This is a genomic window from Bradyrhizobium sp. 956_D2_N1_4, from assembly GCF_052076025.1.
GTDB lineage: Bacteria > Pseudomonadota > Alphaproteobacteria > Rhizobiales > Xanthobacteraceae > Bradyrhizobium > Bradyrhizobium barranii.
In genome coordinates, this window is the sequence record NZ_CP197237.1 from 5,272,917 (window position 1) to 5,289,910 (window position 16,994).

Annotated in this window: 16 protein-coding genes; 11 read left to right on the plus strand and 5 right to left on the minus strand. The window is 63.2% G+C overall.

The features are described from left to right. The first annotated feature begins 8 nt into the window (after positions 1-8). The 6 genes from mdcC to AB7535_RS25110 are packed head-to-tail and all read left to right on the plus strand — an operon-like array spanning position 9 to position 4,384. Entirely contained in the window at positions 9-326 is a 318-nt protein-coding gene (gene mdcC / locus AB7535_RS25085; protein ID WP_085402436.1) for a malonate decarboxylase acyl carrier protein, read from the plus strand. Next, the gene (locus tag AB7535_RS25090) at positions 323-1,237 is read left to right on the plus strand and encodes a biotin-independent malonate decarboxylase subunit beta (RefSeq protein ID WP_085402435.1); all 915 of its coding nucleotides are present in this window, start codon (positions 323-325) and stop codon (positions 1,235-1,237) included. Before mdcC ends, AB7535_RS25090 begins: the two co-directional genes overlap by 4 nt. Next, the gene (mdcE, locus tag AB7535_RS25095; RefSeq protein ID WP_085402434.1) at positions 1,224-1,964 is read left to right on the plus strand and encodes a biotin-independent malonate decarboxylase subunit gamma; all 741 of its coding nucleotides are present in this window, start codon (positions 1,224-1,226) and stop codon (positions 1,962-1,964) included. The genes AB7535_RS25090 and mdcE overlap by 14 nt, the downstream gene beginning before the upstream one ends. Beyond that, the gene (gene mdcG, locus AB7535_RS25100) at positions 1,957-2,604 is read left to right on the plus strand and encodes a malonate decarboxylase holo-[acyl-carrier-protein] synthase (protein ID WP_085402433.1); all 648 of its coding nucleotides are present in this window, start codon (positions 1,957-1,959) and stop codon (positions 2,602-2,604) included. Before mdcE ends, mdcG begins: the two co-directional genes overlap by 8 nt. Beyond that, positions 2,601-3,464, plus strand: coding sequence for a triphosphoribosyl-dephospho-CoA synthase MdcB (gene mdcB, locus AB7535_RS25105; protein ID WP_063981834.1), 864 nt, complete (start codon positions 2,601-2,603; stop codon positions 3,462-3,464). Before mdcG ends, mdcB begins: the two co-directional genes overlap by 4 nt. After that, positions 3,464-4,384, plus strand: a complete 921-nt coding sequence (locus AB7535_RS25110; RefSeq protein ID WP_085402432.1) for an acyltransferase domain-containing protein — start codon at positions 3,464-3,466, stop codon at positions 4,382-4,384. Before mdcB ends, AB7535_RS25110 begins: the two co-directional genes overlap by 1 nt. Here the strand turns inward: AB7535_RS25110 and AB7535_RS25115 are convergent. Beyond that, positions 4,324-5,349, minus strand: a complete 1,026-nt coding sequence (locus AB7535_RS25115; RefSeq protein WP_144030796.1) for a hypothetical protein — start codon at positions 5,347-5,349, stop codon at positions 4,324-4,326. The two genes, AB7535_RS25110 and AB7535_RS25115, sit on opposite strands and share 61 nt — an antisense overlap. A 348-nt stretch (positions 5,350-5,697) precedes the next feature. On the opposite strand from AB7535_RS25115, the gene AB7535_RS25120 reads away from it, so the two are divergent. From AB7535_RS25120 to AB7535_RS25135, 4 genes are all read left to right on the plus strand, one after another. Next, a complete protein-coding gene (locus tag AB7535_RS25120) occupies positions 5,698-7,134 on the plus strand; it encodes a hypothetical protein (RefSeq protein ID WP_245344165.1) in 1,437 nt (478 codons plus the stop codon). A gap of 250 nt (positions 7,135-7,384) precedes the next feature. Next, the gene (locus tag AB7535_RS25125) at positions 7,385-7,843 is read left to right on the plus strand and encodes a hypothetical protein (protein WP_028150787.1); all 459 of its coding nucleotides are present in this window, start codon (positions 7,385-7,387) and stop codon (positions 7,841-7,843) included. A 141-nt stretch (positions 7,844-7,984) separates the two neighbouring features. After that, positions 7,985-9,721 carry a type I secretion system permease/ATPase gene (locus AB7535_RS25130; protein ID WP_085402487.1) on the plus strand — a complete coding sequence of 579 codons (1,737 nt, stop codon included), beginning with the start codon at positions 7,985-7,987 and terminating at the stop codon, positions 9,719-9,721. Beyond that, on the plus strand, positions 9,718-11,190 hold the full coding sequence (locus AB7535_RS25135; RefSeq protein ID WP_085402428.1) for an HlyD family type I secretion periplasmic adaptor subunit: 1,473 nt from the start codon (positions 9,718-9,720) through the stop codon (positions 11,188-11,190). The genes AB7535_RS25130 and AB7535_RS25135 overlap by 4 nt, the downstream gene beginning before the upstream one ends. A gap of 55 nt (positions 11,191-11,245) precedes the next feature. On the opposite strand, the gene AB7535_RS25140 is transcribed toward AB7535_RS25135, so the two are convergent. From AB7535_RS25140 to AB7535_RS25155, 4 genes are all read right to left on the minus strand, one after another. After that, complete coding sequence (locus tag AB7535_RS25140) at positions 11,246-12,028, minus strand: response regulator transcription factor (RefSeq protein WP_071917291.1); 783 nt, start codon at positions 12,026-12,028, stop codon at positions 11,246-11,248. 212 nt (positions 12,029-12,240) lie between these two features. After that, positions 12,241-12,816 carry a hypothetical protein gene (locus AB7535_RS25145; RefSeq protein WP_247344846.1) on the minus strand — a complete coding sequence of 192 codons (576 nt, stop codon included), beginning with the start codon at positions 12,814-12,816 and terminating at the stop codon, positions 12,241-12,243. 296 nt (positions 12,817-13,112) lie between these two features. Then, complete coding sequence (locus AB7535_RS25150) at positions 13,113-13,673, minus strand: hypothetical protein (RefSeq protein WP_071911392.1); 561 nt, start codon at positions 13,671-13,673, stop codon at positions 13,113-13,115. A gap of 288 nt (positions 13,674-13,961) precedes the next feature. Beyond that, on the minus strand, positions 13,962-15,731 hold the full coding sequence (locus tag AB7535_RS25155; RefSeq protein WP_439037058.1) for a caspase family protein: 1,770 nt from the start codon (positions 15,729-15,731) through the stop codon (positions 13,962-13,964). A 211-nt stretch (positions 15,732-15,942) separates the two neighbouring features. On the opposite strand from AB7535_RS25155, the gene AB7535_RS25160 reads away from it, so the two are divergent. Next, positions 15,943-16,713, plus strand: coding sequence for a methyltransferase family protein (locus AB7535_RS25160; RefSeq protein ID WP_166100776.1), 771 nt, complete (start codon positions 15,943-15,945; stop codon positions 16,711-16,713). Positions 16,714-16,994 lie beyond the last annotated feature (281 nt).

Consider the following 16,994-nt stretch of genomic DNA (forward strand, 5'->3'; position numbering starts at 1 on the left):
AGTTTTGCATGGAAAAGCTCAGCTTCAGACTGACTGCCCCGAGATGCGCCAGCGGCACCCGCACCCAGGCGATCGTCGGCGTCGTCGCCTCCGGCAATCTCGAGGTCCTGCTGGAACGCGTCTCGCCGGCCGACATGTGCACGATCGACATCGCAACCGCAGCCCATGGCTTCGGCACGGTCTGGGACGCTGTGGTCCGCGACTTCGTCGCCCGCCGCTCTGCCGGAGGCTTACGCATTTCCATCAATGACGGCGGCGCGAGGCCCGACACAGTCGCGCTGCGCCTTGCGCAAGGCGTCCGCAAGATCGAGGAGCCCGAACGATGACAGCCGTCACAGCCGACCCCAATTTGCTGAGCTGGTACGAGGCCAGCGCCCGCCAGCGCATCGACGCGCTCGTCGACGCCGGCAGCTTTGCCGAACTCATTGGCCCTGAGCTGCGCGAGATGAGCCCGCATCTGGCGATCTTCGATCTGCCGGAGCAGTTCGACGACGGCATCGTCGTCGGCCGCGGCCGCCTTGACGGCGTGCCCGTGCTCGTCGCGGCGCAGGAGGGACGCTTCATGGGCGGTGCCTTCGGCGAGGTCCATGGCGCCAAGCTCACGGGCCTCTTGCGCGCCGCGCGTGCGCTTCATCAAGACGTACTGATCCTTTTCGACACCGGCGGCGTGCGGCTTCAGGAAGCCAATGCGGGCGAGCTCGCCATCGCCGAGATCATGCGCGCGATCATCGAGGCACGGCGCGCCGGCATCCACATCGTCGGCCTGATCGGCGGCCGTGCCGGCTGTTATGGCGGCGGCAGCCTGATCGCCGGCACCTGCTCGCGCCTGATCGTATCCGAACAGGGGCGGATCAGCGTCAGCGGCCCCGAAGTGATCGAGACCAACAAGGGCATCGAGGAGTTCGACTCGCGCGATCGCGCACTGGTGTGGCGCACCATGGGCGGCAAGCATCGCTACCTCATCGGCGGCGCTGATGCGTTCGTCGACGACGAGGCGCAGGCGTTTCGTCAGGCGGCGGTCGACGCGCTCAAAGCCAACAGGCGATGCGACGTGGCGGTGCTCGAAGCCGAGCAGACGCGCCTCGAGCGGCGATTGCAGCGTTTCGGCGAGGCCGACGACGCCATCGAGATATGGCAGACGCTTAGCATCGACCAGCCGACGGAGATTCCCGCGCTTCCCACAGCCGCATTTCTTCGCGCGGCAGACAACAGGGAGAACGCCGATGACGCTCGATGACATCCTGGCCAGTCTCTTTCCGAACGGCAGCAAGATCGCAACCACGGGCGCGATAATCGCGGGACAGGCGATCCTTCCCGATGGAGGTCGCGTCCACGTGCTGGGCATCACGCAGGGTCAGCCGCTCGGCGTCGACGAGGCGATCGTACTAGCAGGGCGCGTGATCGAGATCGTCAAATCCGGCGATCGCGCGCCGATCCTGGTCCTGGTGGATTCCGCCAGCCAGCGCATGAGCAAGCGCGACGAGTTGTTCGGCCTCAGCGAGTATCTGTCGCATCTCGCCAAGACCCTGCTGCTGGCGGAAGCCGAGGGACACCGCACCGTCGGCCTGCTCTATGGCGGCAGCGCGGCCGGTGCGTTCATCGCCACCGCGCTCGCCACCGGCACGCTGGTGGCGCTGCCCGGTGCGCATCCCGCGGTCATGGATCTGCCGTCGATGGCGCGGGTCACCAAGCTGCCGATCGATGTGCTGAAGGCCAAGGCGGAAGCGACGCCGGTGTTCGCGCCCGGCCTCGACAACATGGTGCAGACCGGCGGCATTCACGTTGTCTGGGATGGAAATGCGCCTTTGGCGCCGCAGCTTGCGGCCGTGCTGCAACGGCCGCAGGGACAGGACGATCGCGCCCGGCTCGGCGCCGAGCGTGGCGGCCGGCGGAAGGCGGCCGAGATCGCCGATCGGGTTGTCACGCTCGCGGCAGCCGCGCATCAGGGGGCGCCACATGGCTGAAGCCCTCCAGCGCCATACGATGGTGACGGCCTCGGCCACCGGATGGGCGGCCGCGATGAGCCGGAATCCCGCGCTTGCCAGCGAGCCGATCATCGAGGGCTGGGCGCGCGCCGGCCGCCCGCTCGTGGTTCGCAGGCCGGCCTGCAACGATCTCGCAGGCATGATTCCGCTTGGCCTGCCGCTGCCGCCGAGCCACGGCAAGCGGCGTATCGCCGTCGCGCTCGCCCCCGGCGAACTCATCACGCATGCTCCGCCGCCATTGCTGGCGGATGCGGCAACAGCCGCGCCGGCGTCGTGGCGCCAGACCATCGACCTGCTCGTCCGCCTTCTGCCTGAGACGCGCACGTACGGCAGTCTGGCCTGGCAGCATCTCACCGGCCTGCCCTATCTGTCCGATAGATCGGACCTCGACCTGCTCTGGCCGCTGTCGTCGGCGAGGCACGCGAACACCCTGCCATCAGACATCGCGCGGATCGCAGAGACGGCGCCGATGCGGCTGGACGGCGAGATCGTCTATCACGCCGGCGGCGTGCAATGGCGCGAGCTGACCGGCGCTGACGAGGACGAAGTCCTCGTCAAGGGCGCGGCCGGCGTTCATGTCACCACACGTGCAGCGTTTCTCGCGGGTGGCGCGTCATGAATGTCGCGCTGAGATGGCAAGCGCCGCCGCAACGCGCGCTCCGCGCGGAGCAGCTCGGTCATCTCGCATCACTGTGCCTGAAGCTCGAAGTCGAGACCTATCCGAAGCCGGGGCTCGTCAGCCACGTCGACAACGGCGCGCATCGCGATATGGACGCCGGGCTCCTGTGCCGAAGTGCCGACACGCTGGCTCCGTTCTTCCACGACCTCGCAGCCGCGGGCGCCGAGGGCGCCGGCATGGACCGGTTGCGCGCGATCGGGGTTGCGGCGGAGCGCGCGATGTTGGCGGCGACCTCAGGTGTGAACACGCATCGCGGCGCGATCTTCGGACTGGGTCTGCTCTGCGCCGCGGCCGGGTATCGCGGCGCTCTCGGCATTCGCAAGCCGCTCGGCGAATTGGTGTCGCAACGTTGGGGCGACGCCATCTACGCAGGCCCGATATCCCTGCGTAGCCACGGTGCCGTGGCGTCACGTCGCTACGGCGCCGGCGGCGCCAGGGCGGAAGCGGCTTGTGGCTTCCCCTCCGTCTATGACATCGCCCTTCCCGCGCTGCATGCGGCGCGGACGCTCGCGCCTCGGGATGAGGAGGCGGTCCGGGTTCAGACCTGCATGGCGCTGATCGCAGATGTTGCCGACACCAATCTGTTGCACAGGGGCGGAGTTGACGGATTGCGCTTCGCGCAGGCTAGCGCATCCGCATTCCTTGCCGCAGGCGGAATCGGTTGCCCAGGCTGGCGCAAGCACGCCGACGGCATTCACCAGGCGTTCGTCGCGCGCAATCTCAGTCCGGGCGGATCGGCAGATCTGCTCGCCATGGCTCTGTTTGTGGACGCTCTCTTCGTCGATCGGCTGGCCCCCTGATGCTTGCACTGCTCTGCGGCGGACAAGGCACCCTGTCGGACAATATCTTCGATCTCGTCGCCGATCGGCCTGCTGCGGAATCGGTCTTCGCCGCTGCGACCGCTTGTCTCGGCGAAGATCCGCGGAAGTTCATAAGGACGCGCCGCGCGGACGAGCTGTCCGCCAACCATGCCAGCCAGATCCTAACCGTCACATCGGCGCTCGCGATCCACGCCTGTATCGCGGACTTGCTGACTGAGAGCACCGCTGTCACGGGCTACAGCGTCGGCGAGATGGCGGCCTGGAGCGTTGCGGGAATATGGACCGCCGCCGAAGCGTTGCGACTGACCGATATCCGCGCCCGATTGATGGACGGCGTGGCGGGGCCGGATGGGCGGCTCGGCTATGTCCGCGGGCTCGAACGAGCCACGCTCGAACACCTGCTCGAGACGCACCGCTGCGAGATCGCAATCAGGAATCCCGGCCTTCTTGTCGTGGTTGGAGGCGCGGAGTGCGATGTCATCGCCCTCTGTCAGGAGGCGACGACACAGGGCGCCGCCCGCGCCGGTCTTCTCGCCGTTAAAATCGCCTCGCATACGACGCGTCTCGAACCGGCCTGCACGCCCTTGCAGCAAGCGCTTGCGACCAGCAGACGCGCTCCTGTTGCAGACCAACGAACCCTCCTCGCAGGAGATGGCGGCGAGCGCATCTTCTCCGTGACCGATGCGACAGCAAAGCTCGCATGCCAGATCGCGCGCCCGATCGACTGGGCGGCGACGCTGGAGGCTCTCGTAGAGCTCGGGGTCGATCAAGTCCTGGACCTCGGTCCAGGACACGCGCTTGCCGAGATGACGCAAGGCTTCCATCCATCGATCCGCTGCTACGCCGCCGACGGATTTCGCACGATCGATGGTCTGCGAAACTGGGTTGTTTCCGAATAGGCAGGGCGCCCGGCGGCTCGCGATTGAGCGAACGCATGAAATTTCTCGAGAGAACTCGCCCTCGACAAGAGAAGCCTCCAGATACTCACCGCGATCGGTGCTGAAAGCTGTGGTGTTGAGCGACGCCAGGCATTGCCCCATAAGCCCTGTTGGGCCCAAACCAGGGAGCCGCGCCGCCAGGGAGCTCGAGGCCCATTCTGCCTGCTGGCGTCAACTCGCCGCTGGCAAGCGAATAATAGCTGGGGCAGCAGCGCGGCCCGCCGAATGGTTAGACTCGCGCTCAAGACGGAGACAAGCCCCAAAGCCATCAGCAGCATGCCAAGCCAGGTCCAAACCCGTCCGTCATCGCCCGCCTCTGCGGCGGAAAAGGCGAGCGGCGCCGCCGAGGCGGCAACCACGTCACTGGCGGCTGGCGCCGCCGCAAGGAGTGCCTCCACGTCGACCTGGCGCGGCGTGAACTCGTCGGCCGTGAGCCGGTCGCGTTTGGAAAGGGGGGCCGGCGACGCGCGGGTTGCGATCCCGGTGGCGAGGACGGGATTGGCATCAACCACCTGCGCGGGCACGGACGGGCTCGGCCGGGACGTATCCGCAGGTGCGGAGCGCGGCAGCTCCGCGCGCGCATCCACCACCGTCTTCCGCTTGCGCGCCGCGGTCTGGTTCTCTTCGGCCGCGGCGACACGATGTTTGGTGGCGCGTTGCTGAACCAGCTTCTTCGCCCTCTCAGTTCCTTCGGCGATCTGGAACCAGCATCTGCGCTGGCCTTCCACCCGATAGACCCAGTGCTGGCCATCGGCGGTCGACTTGCCGGGCCGCGTCAAGCACTCTGCTTCCGCGGAAGCGGGCGCAGGGGCTGTGGCGGGACCGGCATTGAAGAGTTCGGAAAGAGGCGTCGAAAACGCGGATGATGTCGAGAGACCTGCAATAAGCGTAAAAGCGGCGCAATAAACTCGCAAATGACCGGACATGGAAAACCCCGGTGTTGCGCCCCTGCCCGGACGGGAGCGTTGGCCGTGACCTAGGTCGCAATGCGACTTAAATCCGGCAACGCCGTGGATTCATTTTGGCCGCAGGCGATCTGGCCGTCAGCTCGATTGTCCATTTTCGCCATCCCCTCAAGGTCGCACTTTCAAGCGTCGGCCCACGCAAAGTTGCAAAGGCTGTTTACCCGAACGGATGTAGCCAATGTTACGGGCGCCAGACGAAGCGCTATATCCGAACTGACGACTGGGCATTCGACCTTCCCGGGATGACAGTCTGTCCGGAGTGCAGAACCCGTCCGATCGCGCGGAGCGATTGCGATGAGGGAGGCTACGATGGATTTTTCGCGGATGTCGGATGGAATCCGGCTGCATCACGCCTCCCATCGCCACGATGGGTACGATGGTGACGACGAAGCGGGTCCGGCACCGAGCGCACCGTTCCTGACTGACGCGGTTGGCGGTGGCGCCCTGGTCCATGGTCCCCGCCCGTTTGCAGGTCAATTTGCAGATTCTGGAGCGCACCCCGCGAGCGCGAACACCCAGCACAATGACTCCGACCCGATTCAATCCAAACATCCCACGTCGGTGGGCGACACGGGCGGCCACGTCGGCAACCACGCTGCGGCGGGCCTGGATGCTTCGTCCACCACGCCCGCTTCCGGCGCATCACATCCCGGGATGGGCATTGCTGCGGTCGAGAGCGGAGCCAACACGGCCGGAAACGGCGGAGATGGCTACTTCTACGGAAGCATCATTCACGCGTCCCTGTTGATCTATCAACCGATCAACATCTCGGTGAGCTTGGGATACGGCTCGGTCGCCCTGGCCAACCAGTCCAACAATTTGAATGTCGATCAATCCGCTTTTCAGATGGCCGGCGTCGGCGGCCATGGCGGCAATGACAACATTGCATCAGGCGGCAGCGTCAGTACGTCCTTAGGCGCCGGCCTGATCGCGAGCGGCGACAACGGCGCCGGAAACGGCGGCAGCGGCTATTTCTCGGGTGCGATCGTGGACGCTCCCGTGGTGATCTATCATCCGATCAATATTGCGGTGGCAGCCTCGAGCGGCACTGCGCATGCAAGTCAATCGAACACGGTGGACATCGATCAATCGGCCATTCAGATCGCGGGCGTCGGCGGAAGTGGCGGACATGGCAACGTAGCCGTCGGCGGCAGCGTCATGACGCTCGACCCCGGCTGGGGATCAAGCAACGGAGGCGGCGTCTCGGACGTTCAAACGGGCGGAAGCCAGGCCGGCAATGGCGGCGACGGCGTGTTCTACGGTGAACTCGTCCATACCTCGTTTGTAGTGTACAACCCGATCAACATCGCAATCGCGGGCTATGGCTCCAGCACTTACGCGGTCCAGATAAATGATGTCTCCGTGGATCAATCCGCGGTTCAGATCGCTGGCATTGGCGGGCACGGCGGCAACGACAACGCCGCAGCGGGCGGCCATGCAAGCCTTCTCTCCCATAATCTGTGGGGCGGCTCCGATACGATCGCGACCGGTTCGAACAGCGCAGGCAATGGCGGCAACGGCTATTTTGCCGGCAGTCTGATCGACGTCAGCGTCGCGATCTATGCACCCATCAACATCGCAATCGCAGGTCCCCATTCGACGGCCGTAGCCGATCAGGTCAACAACGTGCACATCGACCAGAGTGCGGTCCAGATCGCCGGCGTTGGCGGGGACGGCGGCCACGGCAATCTCGCACTGGGTGGCGATGCCGCGCATCTCTTGTCGGATCTTCACCTGGTGGCATAGCGAAACGTCGCATCGCTCGCATAGCCGATCGCATCGCGGCACGCGCCGTCGCCACTCTTCGCATGCAAAGCCCGCGCAGAGGCGCCTCTCCTGACGAAATGTCGTACTTTCGTACGTAGGCCCACCAAACCGGATGGTGTCCGATTTGACATCTATCGCCATCGCGCGTGGGCGGACCAGACTTGCCGCGCGCGTCCGCCTGATCGGGATGGATGTTGCACGACAGCCAACAAACCGACGGAGGCCTCAAATGATGCCAAAGGCAATCAACATCTCGGATACGATCAAAGTCAAATCGATCGACACCGGTGGTCAAAGTGCCGGAAATGGCGGCGACGGTACTTTCAAGGGAGCCATCATCAGCAAGCCGACTGTCAACTACGATCCGACCAACAAGGCGGAAGGTGCCGACGTGCACGTGAACACCGGCGATCACGTCAAACAGACGGCGGATTGGGATGCCGGCGGCGCAAACGCCAAGGCCTCGTATTTTTCGAAGGCCCATGGCGGAGACGCCGAGTCGAACGGAAGCCAAAAATCCTACAGCGGCTACGATACCTCCAAGGTCTACGCCAATACGGATGCCACCCAGATCAACAAGGTCATGGTGGACCAGCACCAGGAAGTTGTGGCCGGCATCGGCGGCGATGGCGGAGACGGCAACTTCGCATGGGGTGGCGGAGTGACCTTCCATCTCGATACGCTCTAACCAGCCGCTCGTCCGACTGGCGGGACCGGCGGCCGCGGCCGCCGGTCCCGGATTTCACGCCAATGATCTACCGATGCCGTTGCCGGATTGCGTTGGCCATCGGTCAAGTGCGCCGGACCTCGATTTCAGGCGGTGACGATCATGCTGATGCCGCCCATTCGGTTGCCTATCCTGCCGCAGATCGGGACGCCACTGCACGCGGCACTCCGGTCCTGCGCGGGACCGCTCGGTCTCGTATTCGCGTATAGCTGCAGCTACAACCTGCTCCTGTTTGCGCCCTCGATCTATCTTCTTCAGATCTACGACCGGGTGTTGTCGAGCCGGAGTGGCGACACCTTGCTCCTGCTCACGCTCATTGTCGCGATCACTGTGGTCGTCGGCGGCGTGTTCGATGCATTGCGGCGCGCCGTCCTGGGACGCCTTGGCGCCTGGCTCGACGATCGCCTTCGTCCTTGCGTACTTTCGGCCGGCCTCGAATCGGCGCTTCGCAGCGATTGGACGCAAGCGTCGGGCGCGTATCGGGATCTCACCGTGCTGCGCCAGTTCGTCGAGTCTGGCGCATGTCCGATGCTGTTCGACGCGCTCTGGGCGCCCCTGTTCCTCCTTGTCCTCTTTCTGATCCATCCGCTGCTCGGCGTGGTGGGCGCCTGTTGCGTCGCCTTCCTGTTCGCGCTCACGGTTGCCGGAGAGCTGGTCACCGAAGACGTTCTGCTCAGATCCGGCGCCGCGCTGTCCAGAAGCTGCGGCCGCCTCCAGACTGCAGCGAGCAACATCCACATGATCCGCGCCATGGGAATGTTCGATAGCGTTGCGCGCATGATCCACCGTGATGCGCAGCACGCCCGCAGAGAGCACGATGTGGCACTCCGGCGAGGCGAGATCGTCTCGCTGGCCACCAAGCCGGTTCGCGCGCTGTCGCAGGTCTTGATCATGGGGGCTGCCGCATGGCTTGTCCTCGATCACGGGAAGAGTCCGGCTATCATCTTTGCTGCCACGCTGATGTTCAGCCGGGCGCTCGCGCCGGTCGAAAGTGCGGTCGCAGGCTGGAAATCACTCGTGACGGCCGTGAGCGCCTGTCAGCGGCTCGGCGCACTTCTCGCCGCATTCCCTGCCGCCCGGCAGCAGAGCGCGGAGGTTTCTCCGCTTCAGGCGCCAAGCGGCCTCGTCGTCGACAATGTCGGCGTGAGGCTTGCGGGGACCAACCATCTTCTCCTGAACGGCGTCTCGTTCACCCTCATGCCCGGAGAATGCCTTGGCATTATCGGTCCGTCCGGGTCAGGCAAGTCCTTGCTCGGCCAGGTGATCGCCGGGCTGTCGATGCCAACGCATGGCCGTATCCTCCTCGACAATACCGACGTCTCGCTGCTTCGCGAGGGCCGAAGCGGCGACCGCCTCGGATATCTCCCCCAGGACATCAACCTGCTCGGCGACACGATCAACGACATCATCGCACGCCTTGAAGATGCCGACCGGCGGAAAGTCATCGAAGCGGCCAAGCTCGTCGGTATCCATGGGGCGATCATGGGCCTGCCGCTGGGGTACGACACGGTGGTTCAGAGCGAAGCAACCTTCTCGCGCGGGTATCGGCAGCGCCTCGGTCTTGCCCGCGCCTTTTTCGGCAGTCCACGCCTCGTCGTTCTCGACGAACCCAACGCCAGCCTCGACTACGGGGGCGAGCGAATGCTCCTGGATGCCATCGAGCGCATGAAGCTCGCAGGCGTCATCCTTGTCGTCGTCACCCACAGGATGGGTCTCCTCGCCGCCACGGACAAGATTGCCATCATGGAGGGCGGTGCGGTCGCCGCGTTCGGCGACAGCGAGGACATCTTTGAACGGCACCTGAGCCGACCCCAGGTTACTTCGCAGATAGCGCCATGATCTGGAACTCTCTCACCATCTGGAAGCTTCCCGCCGTCTCGAGACTTCCCATGGTCTGGGACCAGCTCATGCGAGCGCCGGCGAGCCCGCTGCCCGCCCGGCGATCTGGCGTCGTGGTGACCGCAATCGACGATTTCGAGCCTCTGGAATTTCCATGGTGTTCGACGCCCACGCCGACCTCTCCGCGTGGAAGGCTTCGCGGTATCACCGTCGCGGGCAATCTGCTGGTGCTCTGCTTCATGCTGGGGCTTGGGACATGGGCGAGCCTCGCGCCTCTCGAGAGCGCCGCGATCGCGTCCGGCGTCGTGGAATCGGAATCGAGCCGCAAGACGATCCAGCATCTGGAAGGCGGTATCATCAGGAAGATCCTGGTTTCGGATGGCGATATCGTGCGCAGCGGCCAAACGCTGATCGAGCTGGACGACACCCGGGCCGGCTCGGAGATGCAAAGCCTCCAAGGCCAATTCTGGGATGCCGCTGCTCGTGCCGCACGGCTTCAAGCCGAGCAGCAGAGATTCGAGAGGATCGCAATCCCGGACGCGCTGGAACAGGACAGCAGGCAGAGCGAGGTGGCGGCCGCCGCGGTGTCGGCGCAGCAATTCATTTTTCAGGCACGCCTCCAGGTTCACGAGTCGCAGCTTGCGGTCATTCGCGAACGAAGGCGTCAAGTCGAGAAGGAGATCGAAGGTCTCAAGGCTCAGGAAACCGCCACCGGGCAACGGGTCGACATCGTTCGGGAGGAACTGGATATGGTCGCGACCCTCGTCAACAAGGGACTCGAACGGCGGCCGCGGCTGCTGAACCTGCAGCGGGAGCTGGCCGACGTTGAGGGCCGCCGCGGCGAGATCGCCGCGCAGATTGCCCGCGCCGGGCAGGTCATCAGCGAACAGCAGGCCACCTTGTTCAAGCTCGAGAGCGAGAGGCAGAACGAGATCGCACAGTCGCTTCGTGAAGCACAGAACCAGATATTCCAGCTCCGCGAGCGGTTGCTTGCGGCCAGGGATCAGCTATCGCGAACGGAGATCAAGGCGCCCGAGGACGGCGTGATAACCGATCTGCGGGTTCATACGGCCGGCGGCGTCATCGGAGCGGGCGCTCCGCTCATGGACCTGGTGCCCCGGCAAGACCGTCTCATCGTGACCGCGCGCCTGAGGCCCGAGGACATCGATGTGGTTCATCCCGGCCTCAATGCCGAGGTTCAACTCGTACCGTACAATCAGCGTCGCGTGCCTCGCCTGAAGGGAACCGTCGTGCACGTATCCGCAGACCGGCTGCTCGACAAGCGTACCGACCAGCCATACTACGCGACCAGGATCCGGATCGACGACGGACAGATCGTCGCGAACGACATCCAGATCGTCCCCGGCATGCCGGTTCAGGTGTTCATCACGACGGGGCGCGGCACCGTGGCTCTCTACGCGCTCAGGCCCCTGCTCGACAGCTTCCGTGGTGCATTCAGAGAGGACTGAAGCGCGATGAGATTGGGGTGAATCGTCATCGCGCCTTCCGGGTCCGGATCATGCATTAGGTCTCCGGCATGAGAGCCACGCCGGGGACGTGATCGCGACTCGGCGCGGGCAACCGGCCGCGCCAGCGGAGCACGGCCTCCGTGCGATTGTGCGCGGCACATTTCCTCATGATATGCTGAATGTGCATTTTGACCGTGCTTTCCGACAGGCCCAATTTGGCGGCGATCAGCTTGTTGGGCAGGCCGAGCTCCAGTTCCGCCAGAACCTGTTGCTCACGAGGCGTGAGATCGGTCACGCTCCTGTCGATAGCCACTCTGGCTCCCTCGTTCATCAGATATGCGGGCGTGAGTCCGCGCGCATCCGGCGGCTCGAAATCCGGTATCCTGTTCATCCCGGCCACGGGCAACGGCCTGTAGGCGCCGCCGACAAGAACTAGGCGCAGGCCGGCTATGGCGATCTCGATCGGTAGCGAGGAGGAAAGAAAGCCGCGCACGCCCCGCTGCATCGCGGCCTGCACGGTCGGCTCGTCCTCGTGGTTTGACAGGACCACAGTGGCGGCGTTGGGACAACACTCCGCAACGAAGGCGAGATCGTCCTCAACCGAGGGATCGCCGATGGGCTTGTCCGCGATACTCAGCATCACCAGACGAACATCGCGGGCTGACGTGCAGTCCAGGCCTTGGACCGATGCCATGTCGAGGATCTCAAGTTCGTCCAACTCCCGCCTGAGTACGTGCAGAATGCATGTACGAGGCAACAGGAGCGGCTCGATGATCACCAGAACCGGCAAGTGAAGCGATTCATTGAGCCGTTTTGAAGCGTTGGTTATGTCGTGCATGATGTCCTCGAGATGAAAAGAACTTCCGCGATATTCCCATTCCGTATTGCGTCTCCCCTGCTGCTGCATTCATCCTGAATGCATCATCACGAGAGCGGCGCAGTGCCGCGTTAGTGCCGTATCCACTGCGGGATCACTCGACACCTGGGGGGAAATTCTTTCCGCTCAAATCATCTGGGCGTGTACCGCGCGGTGGCGCAGTCGACGCATCCCTAATTGCAGATATTTCGATACGCCGTTGACGCCGCCGACCCTGACTTGCCGTCGACGACATATGCTTCATCCTCCTTCACGAGATACAGGAACGGCCTCTCGCCAGTCTCGCCGCCTGACGCGCTTCTTCCTTTCACGCGGCCGCAAATCGTATCGACGGGGCGTCCAAACATGTTCTTTCGCATTGCGCGCTTCACGTCGCTGAGTTCGACCGTTTCCGGCCCCCTCATCTGCGTCGCGATCGCAACCTTCGCCTTGTCCAGAGCAGGGTCCGGCATTTCCGCGGGCCGTTCGGATGCCGGGACGCTGATGCTCGTCCGCGGGGACGCCGCTTTGGCAAGGTCGGTCGATCCGCGTTTCTTCGGAGATGGCTTTTTGCCGGACCTTGCCGGCGTTGCAGAATTCGATTTGACAGCCGCAGGCTCTTGCGCCAACGCCGTCGGCATTGGCTGCGCGGGTTGGGCGACAGCGAAACAGGGTCGTGACGCGCACCCGAGGAAATACCCTCGGGAAGGCGCAAACCAGCCAAAGCCGATCAGGACTCCCGCCAGCACTCCGACAAAAAGCAGTCCCATCCGATTCCCCTCCTCCGGGAGCTCGGCTCGCACTCGTAACTAGGACTAATTCCGCGCTGGTGATCTATCTGTTGCGCAAAAGCATTAAGCGCCCATTAAGCGCGCGCCGTTGTCCGGCCCATGCCTGGATGGGCGGATTAGATCGGGCTCCAGACCCGTGCCGAAATGACCGCGCCGATTGCCACAATGTAGTCGTTTTTCTGAATTCGGCGGAGATCGCCACGCGAGGAGGACGTTCCCCCGCTTCGGACACGCGATCTGCAGGACGACGGCGACTTCGGCGGTCGGCCGACGGCTTATCCGCCAAATCGCTTGATCAGCTTTGAGCCCTTGGCTGCATCGATCTGCTGGCCAGTCAAGTCGGAGCCGGCGCTCAATCCTTTCGTCATGAGGTTCTTGACGCGTTGCGCCGCCTGCTTCTCATTGGAATAGTCGATCTCGACATGATCGAGGCTCATCAGATGGCCAAGCTCGTGAGCCCAGGCGCGTCCATTGGCGTGGTCATTGCCATACCACTGGACGAAGCTTGCCGGCTCGGGTTCGCTATTGGGGTATGAACTTCCGCCGGCGGATAGATTTTCAATCGAATTGACGAGGTAGATGTGGATGGCATTGTCCGGATCGTGCCGAGAGGCAAGAACACCCAGCAATCGCTGATCATTGCTGCGCGCGCTCTTTGCCATGTCGAGCGGCTTCTCCATCAAGCAATCGCTGATCACGAACGCGATCTTGGCCTTTGACCAGATCGTATTGACCACGTCGAGCGCCTTCTTGGCCGTGTCGCTGCTCCATTGCCCGGGCTCAACGACCCCCCTGTCGGCAAATGGCGTGATGTAAATCCTCAACGGAATGGGCATCAGCTTCTCCGAAGTCCGAAATTCCGATCGTGAGCGGTTGTTTGACCCTTGTTAGCCACAACGGCGACTAACGAGCCACGTTTCGCCCGCCTCGTCGACTGAACGTGAATCGGGTCAGACGAGCATGTGCCCCTGGTGCGTGGGTCGGCCAATCCAGCTGGAAAATGTGTCGCGAAGACCAGGAAGTCTCCGCAAGGAAAGACTGGGGCCGGGCTTACGTTCAGAATGGCCGATGCAGACTCGAACGGCATGCTTGAACACGGCGCTACACGATATCGGCTGAAATCTTCAGGGCAGGAAGAACATGAATGGCATTCCGCCGCCTTCCGGCTTGTTGCTTGCGCTGGCCTCGGGTCTTGCGGGTCTTGCAGGAGCAGCCTCCCTCTCCCTTCGTTCAAGTCTTGCGGACGGGGCCTGACGGACCTTGCGCTTCTCGCATTCATCGTCGCTATTCAGAAAGTAACCCGCAGCGCAGGCAATCTTGACACAACGATCGCCGTCGCGCTTGAGGCCGGATCCGCAAATCAAAGGACAAACCCGCGCCGGCTTGAGCTTGATCGCATCGAGCGCATCGGCGCTCGCGGTCTTGGTATCGAACTTGGTGCCGGCGCTTTGATTGAACAGCTCAAGCGAGCGCCGCGACGCCGCATCCCACTCCCCACTGGCCGATCCCGTGAGGCAGCCGACCCGGCGCAATTCGGTTTGCACCGATTTTGCCAGCTCGGCTGGCGAAGGTGGCGGCACGGGCGCCTGTGGATTGGGGAGCGCTGCCACTTTTGTGTCCGTGTTTGCCTTCGCCTCTTGCGGCTGCCCTGTTGCTGATGGTGCAGCGTTCTTCGCGGCAGGTGCCGTTTCAGCCGCGACACGCCTTTGTTCGGCTTGAGCAGCCTGATGCTGCGCGGTTTCCTTGGCGGCCTCGGCGGCGGCCCGAGCTTCCTGCGCTGCCTTCAGATCCGACGCAGCCTTGGCAAGTTGCATCTGTTGTGCGCCCTCGTTCACGAGCCGCGCCTGCTCCTGCTCGGCCTGACGCGCCTTTTCGGCCGCAGCAACGCGCTTCTCCTCCGCATCGATTTTGGCGAGCTGAAGCTTTGCGAGACTTGCGTAGTAACCATCCGGATACTGGACGATGAAGAAGTTCAGTGCATCCTTGTTGCCAACCTGCAGCGCGAGCTCGTAGTCGCGCCGTATTTCGGATCGCAGCGTTGGCGATGGGACGGCTTCCTTCGCGGCCTCCTTGGCTGGTTCCCTGGTTGGCTCCTTGGCTGTTTCCTTGGCGGGCACCAGCGGCACGTCGTCGCCGCCAAGCGTGCCGTAAACATAGGGCTCCTGCCGATTGCCCGTCGCTTTCATGACGTCGTCGCGAACGAAGCCGAACACTCTGCGCAAATCCAGACCCGGAGTCCCGATATATTTGACCAATGCGGCAGCGTAGGGACTGTTCTTGCTGTTGCCGTCCGACGCTGTCGAGCCAGCCTTGGCGGCGAAGGCAACCAGAGTATTCGCCGTCGCCGGCTCAATTCGGGCAAGGCCCCGGCTGATGGACCGCGAGCCGACCGTCCGTTTCATCTTTTCGGAGAAAGGATTGTTGCGGCAAGCGTCGAGGATCACAAGTCGCAGCTGCCTTGCCGGTTCAATGGCCAGCATGACACGATCGAGCGAAAACGCCTCATCGTACACATCCGTATCGCGCTCGAGGGTGGCGTCGACCGGGATCAGGTAGTTCGTACCTTCGATCTCCATACCATGACCGGCGTAGTAGATGACGGCCACATCTGCGTCGCGAGCCTGATCGGCAAAATCGCGCAGCGTGCGCCGCATCTCGATCGCCTGAAGATCCCGGCGGGTTTGCACAACGTCAAAACCTGCGTTCTTTAGTGTCGCCTCGACAATCGCAGCGTCATTGACGGGATTCGAAAGTGGCGCCGCGTTTTTGTAGGCAGAATTGCCAATGACAAGTGCGACGCGATTCCCCGCCCATGCCGGCTGACAGAAGAAGAGCAGCAGCACAGGAAGAAGGAACAAGATTCGGCGCAAATTCACGAATCCGTGCAAACCCATGGCAGTACTACTGTTTAATTATGCGCTTTATCATTCGTGTCGCCACGACAGGTTCGGTTCAATGACAACTCGACGATCCGGAGGGTCCGCGGAATGTGGAACCGCATGGGACCGACTGGTGTGGCCGCGCTCGGAGATGTGGCCAGCCAATTGACCTCTCCGGAGGCCTGGCGTCTAGTGAGGCAGATTTTGAGCGAGCGAGATCACTGCTGTGACTGACGCGAAGGTCGGCCAGGAGGGGACAGCGAGGAACCGGATCGCGGGCGGCGTCAATCCCTGGCTGGACTGGACCTCCAGGGTGGCCATCGTGATCGTCTATGGCGGGTCTGCTCTCATTGGCGCCGCCAGCATCCATCGCCTTCCGTTGGGCAGCGTGGACAACTTGCTGATGATCGCAGCCAGTATTGCCAACGTCCTGTTCCTTGGACTCGTTGCACTGACAACCATCACCCGCCTGGTCCCGACAATGAAGTCGAAGGGCGTTGAGATGCGGGTCTCGGCCTTGCTGGGCGCATTTCCGACCGTCACACTCGCTTTTCTTCCGAAGGCAGAGCTCGGCCCGATCTGGTCGGCTCTGTCCACGACGTTGATCCTGGTGGGGATCTCGCTTTCTATCGTGGTACTCCGCTGGTTGGGCAAATCCTTCAGCATTCTACCGGAGGCGAGGCGCCTTGTGACGGAAGGGCCTTATCGAGTCGTCCGGCATCCCCTCTACCTATGTGAGGGGATTGCGTTGGTCGGTGTCACACTTCAGGTCCTTTCACCACTTGCCGTGCTCATCGCCATCGTGGTTGCGATGATTCAGTGCCGACGAATGATCAACGAAGAGCGGATTCTAAGACTGGCCTTCCCTGAATATGACGTCTATGCCGCGGCAACGCCCTTTCTGATCCCTGCAGGTCTGATCCCCGCGAGACTCGGGCGGCGAGCTTATCAGGCCGGCCCGGAGCTCTCGACCAAGGCAATTGATCCGCACGCCTGACACCGCGCTTCACGTCTCCTCGATGTGCGGCTCGGCGGAACTCAAGTTTGAAGCACGCCAGAGGCCTTGTGCCGCGCTACCACGAGCAGCCCCAAAAAAATAACTGTTTTATATCAACACCTTATATTGCGATCGCGCCCTCAGCAAAGCACTGGCGGGCACCTATCATCCACATGAAGCGGCGCACAACGCCCGGCGCAATATCTTCCTTGCCTTTTGAACGCGTCCGCATTTCGCAACAACACATAGGAATGGATCGGGCTCGAGATTGGTACTGTATG

Coding starts and splice junctions, on each gene's coding strand:
- AB7535_RS25130 (WP_085402487.1), top strand. CDS start 7,985: ATGCTGATGCCGCCCATTCGGTTGCCTATCCTGCCGCAGATCGGGACG.
- mdcE (WP_085402434.1), top strand. CDS start 1,224: ATGACGCTCGATGACATCCTGGCCAGTCTCTTTCCGAACGGCAGCAAG.
- AB7535_RS25120 (WP_245344165.1), top strand. CDS start 5,698: ATGGATTTTTCGCGGATGTCGGATGGAATCCGGCTGCATCACGCCTCC.
- mdcG (WP_085402433.1), top strand. CDS start 1,957: ATGGCTGAAGCCCTCCAGCGCCATACGATGGTGACGGCCTCGGCCACC.
- AB7535_RS25135 (WP_085402428.1), top strand. CDS start 9,718: ATGATCTGGAACTCTCTCACCATCTGGAAGCTTCCCGCCGTCTCGAGA.
- AB7535_RS25090 (WP_085402435.1), top strand. CDS start 323: ATGACAGCCGTCACAGCCGACCCCAATTTGCTGAGCTGGTACGAGGCC.
- mdcC (WP_085402436.1), top strand. CDS start 9: ATGGAAAAGCTCAGCTTCAGACTGACTGCCCCGAGATGCGCCAGCGGC.
- mdcB (WP_063981834.1), top strand. CDS start 2,601: ATGAATGTCGCGCTGAGATGGCAAGCGCCGCCGCAACGCGCGCTCCGC.
- AB7535_RS25145 (WP_247344846.1), bottom strand. CDS start 12,816: ATGGGACTGCTTTTTGTCGGAGTGCTGGCGGGAGTCCTGATCGGCTTT.
- AB7535_RS25125 (WP_028150787.1), top strand. CDS start 7,385: ATGATGCCAAAGGCAATCAACATCTCGGATACGATCAAAGTCAAATCG.
- AB7535_RS25150 (WP_071911392.1), bottom strand. CDS start 13,673: ATGCCCATTCCGTTGAGGATTTACATCACGCCATTTGCCGACAGGGGG.
- AB7535_RS25155 (WP_439037058.1), bottom strand. CDS start 15,731: ATGGGTTTGCACGGATTCGTGAATTTGCGCCGAATCTTGTTCCTTCTT.
- AB7535_RS25115 (WP_144030796.1), bottom strand. CDS start 5,349: ATGTCCGGTCATTTGCGAGTTTATTGCGCCGCTTTTACGCTTATTGCA.
- AB7535_RS25140 (WP_071917291.1), bottom strand. CDS start 12,028: ATGCACGACATAACCAACGCTTCAAAACGGCTCAATGAATCGCTTCAC.
- AB7535_RS25110 (WP_085402432.1), top strand. CDS start 3,464: ATGCTTGCACTGCTCTGCGGCGGACAAGGCACCCTGTCGGACAATATC.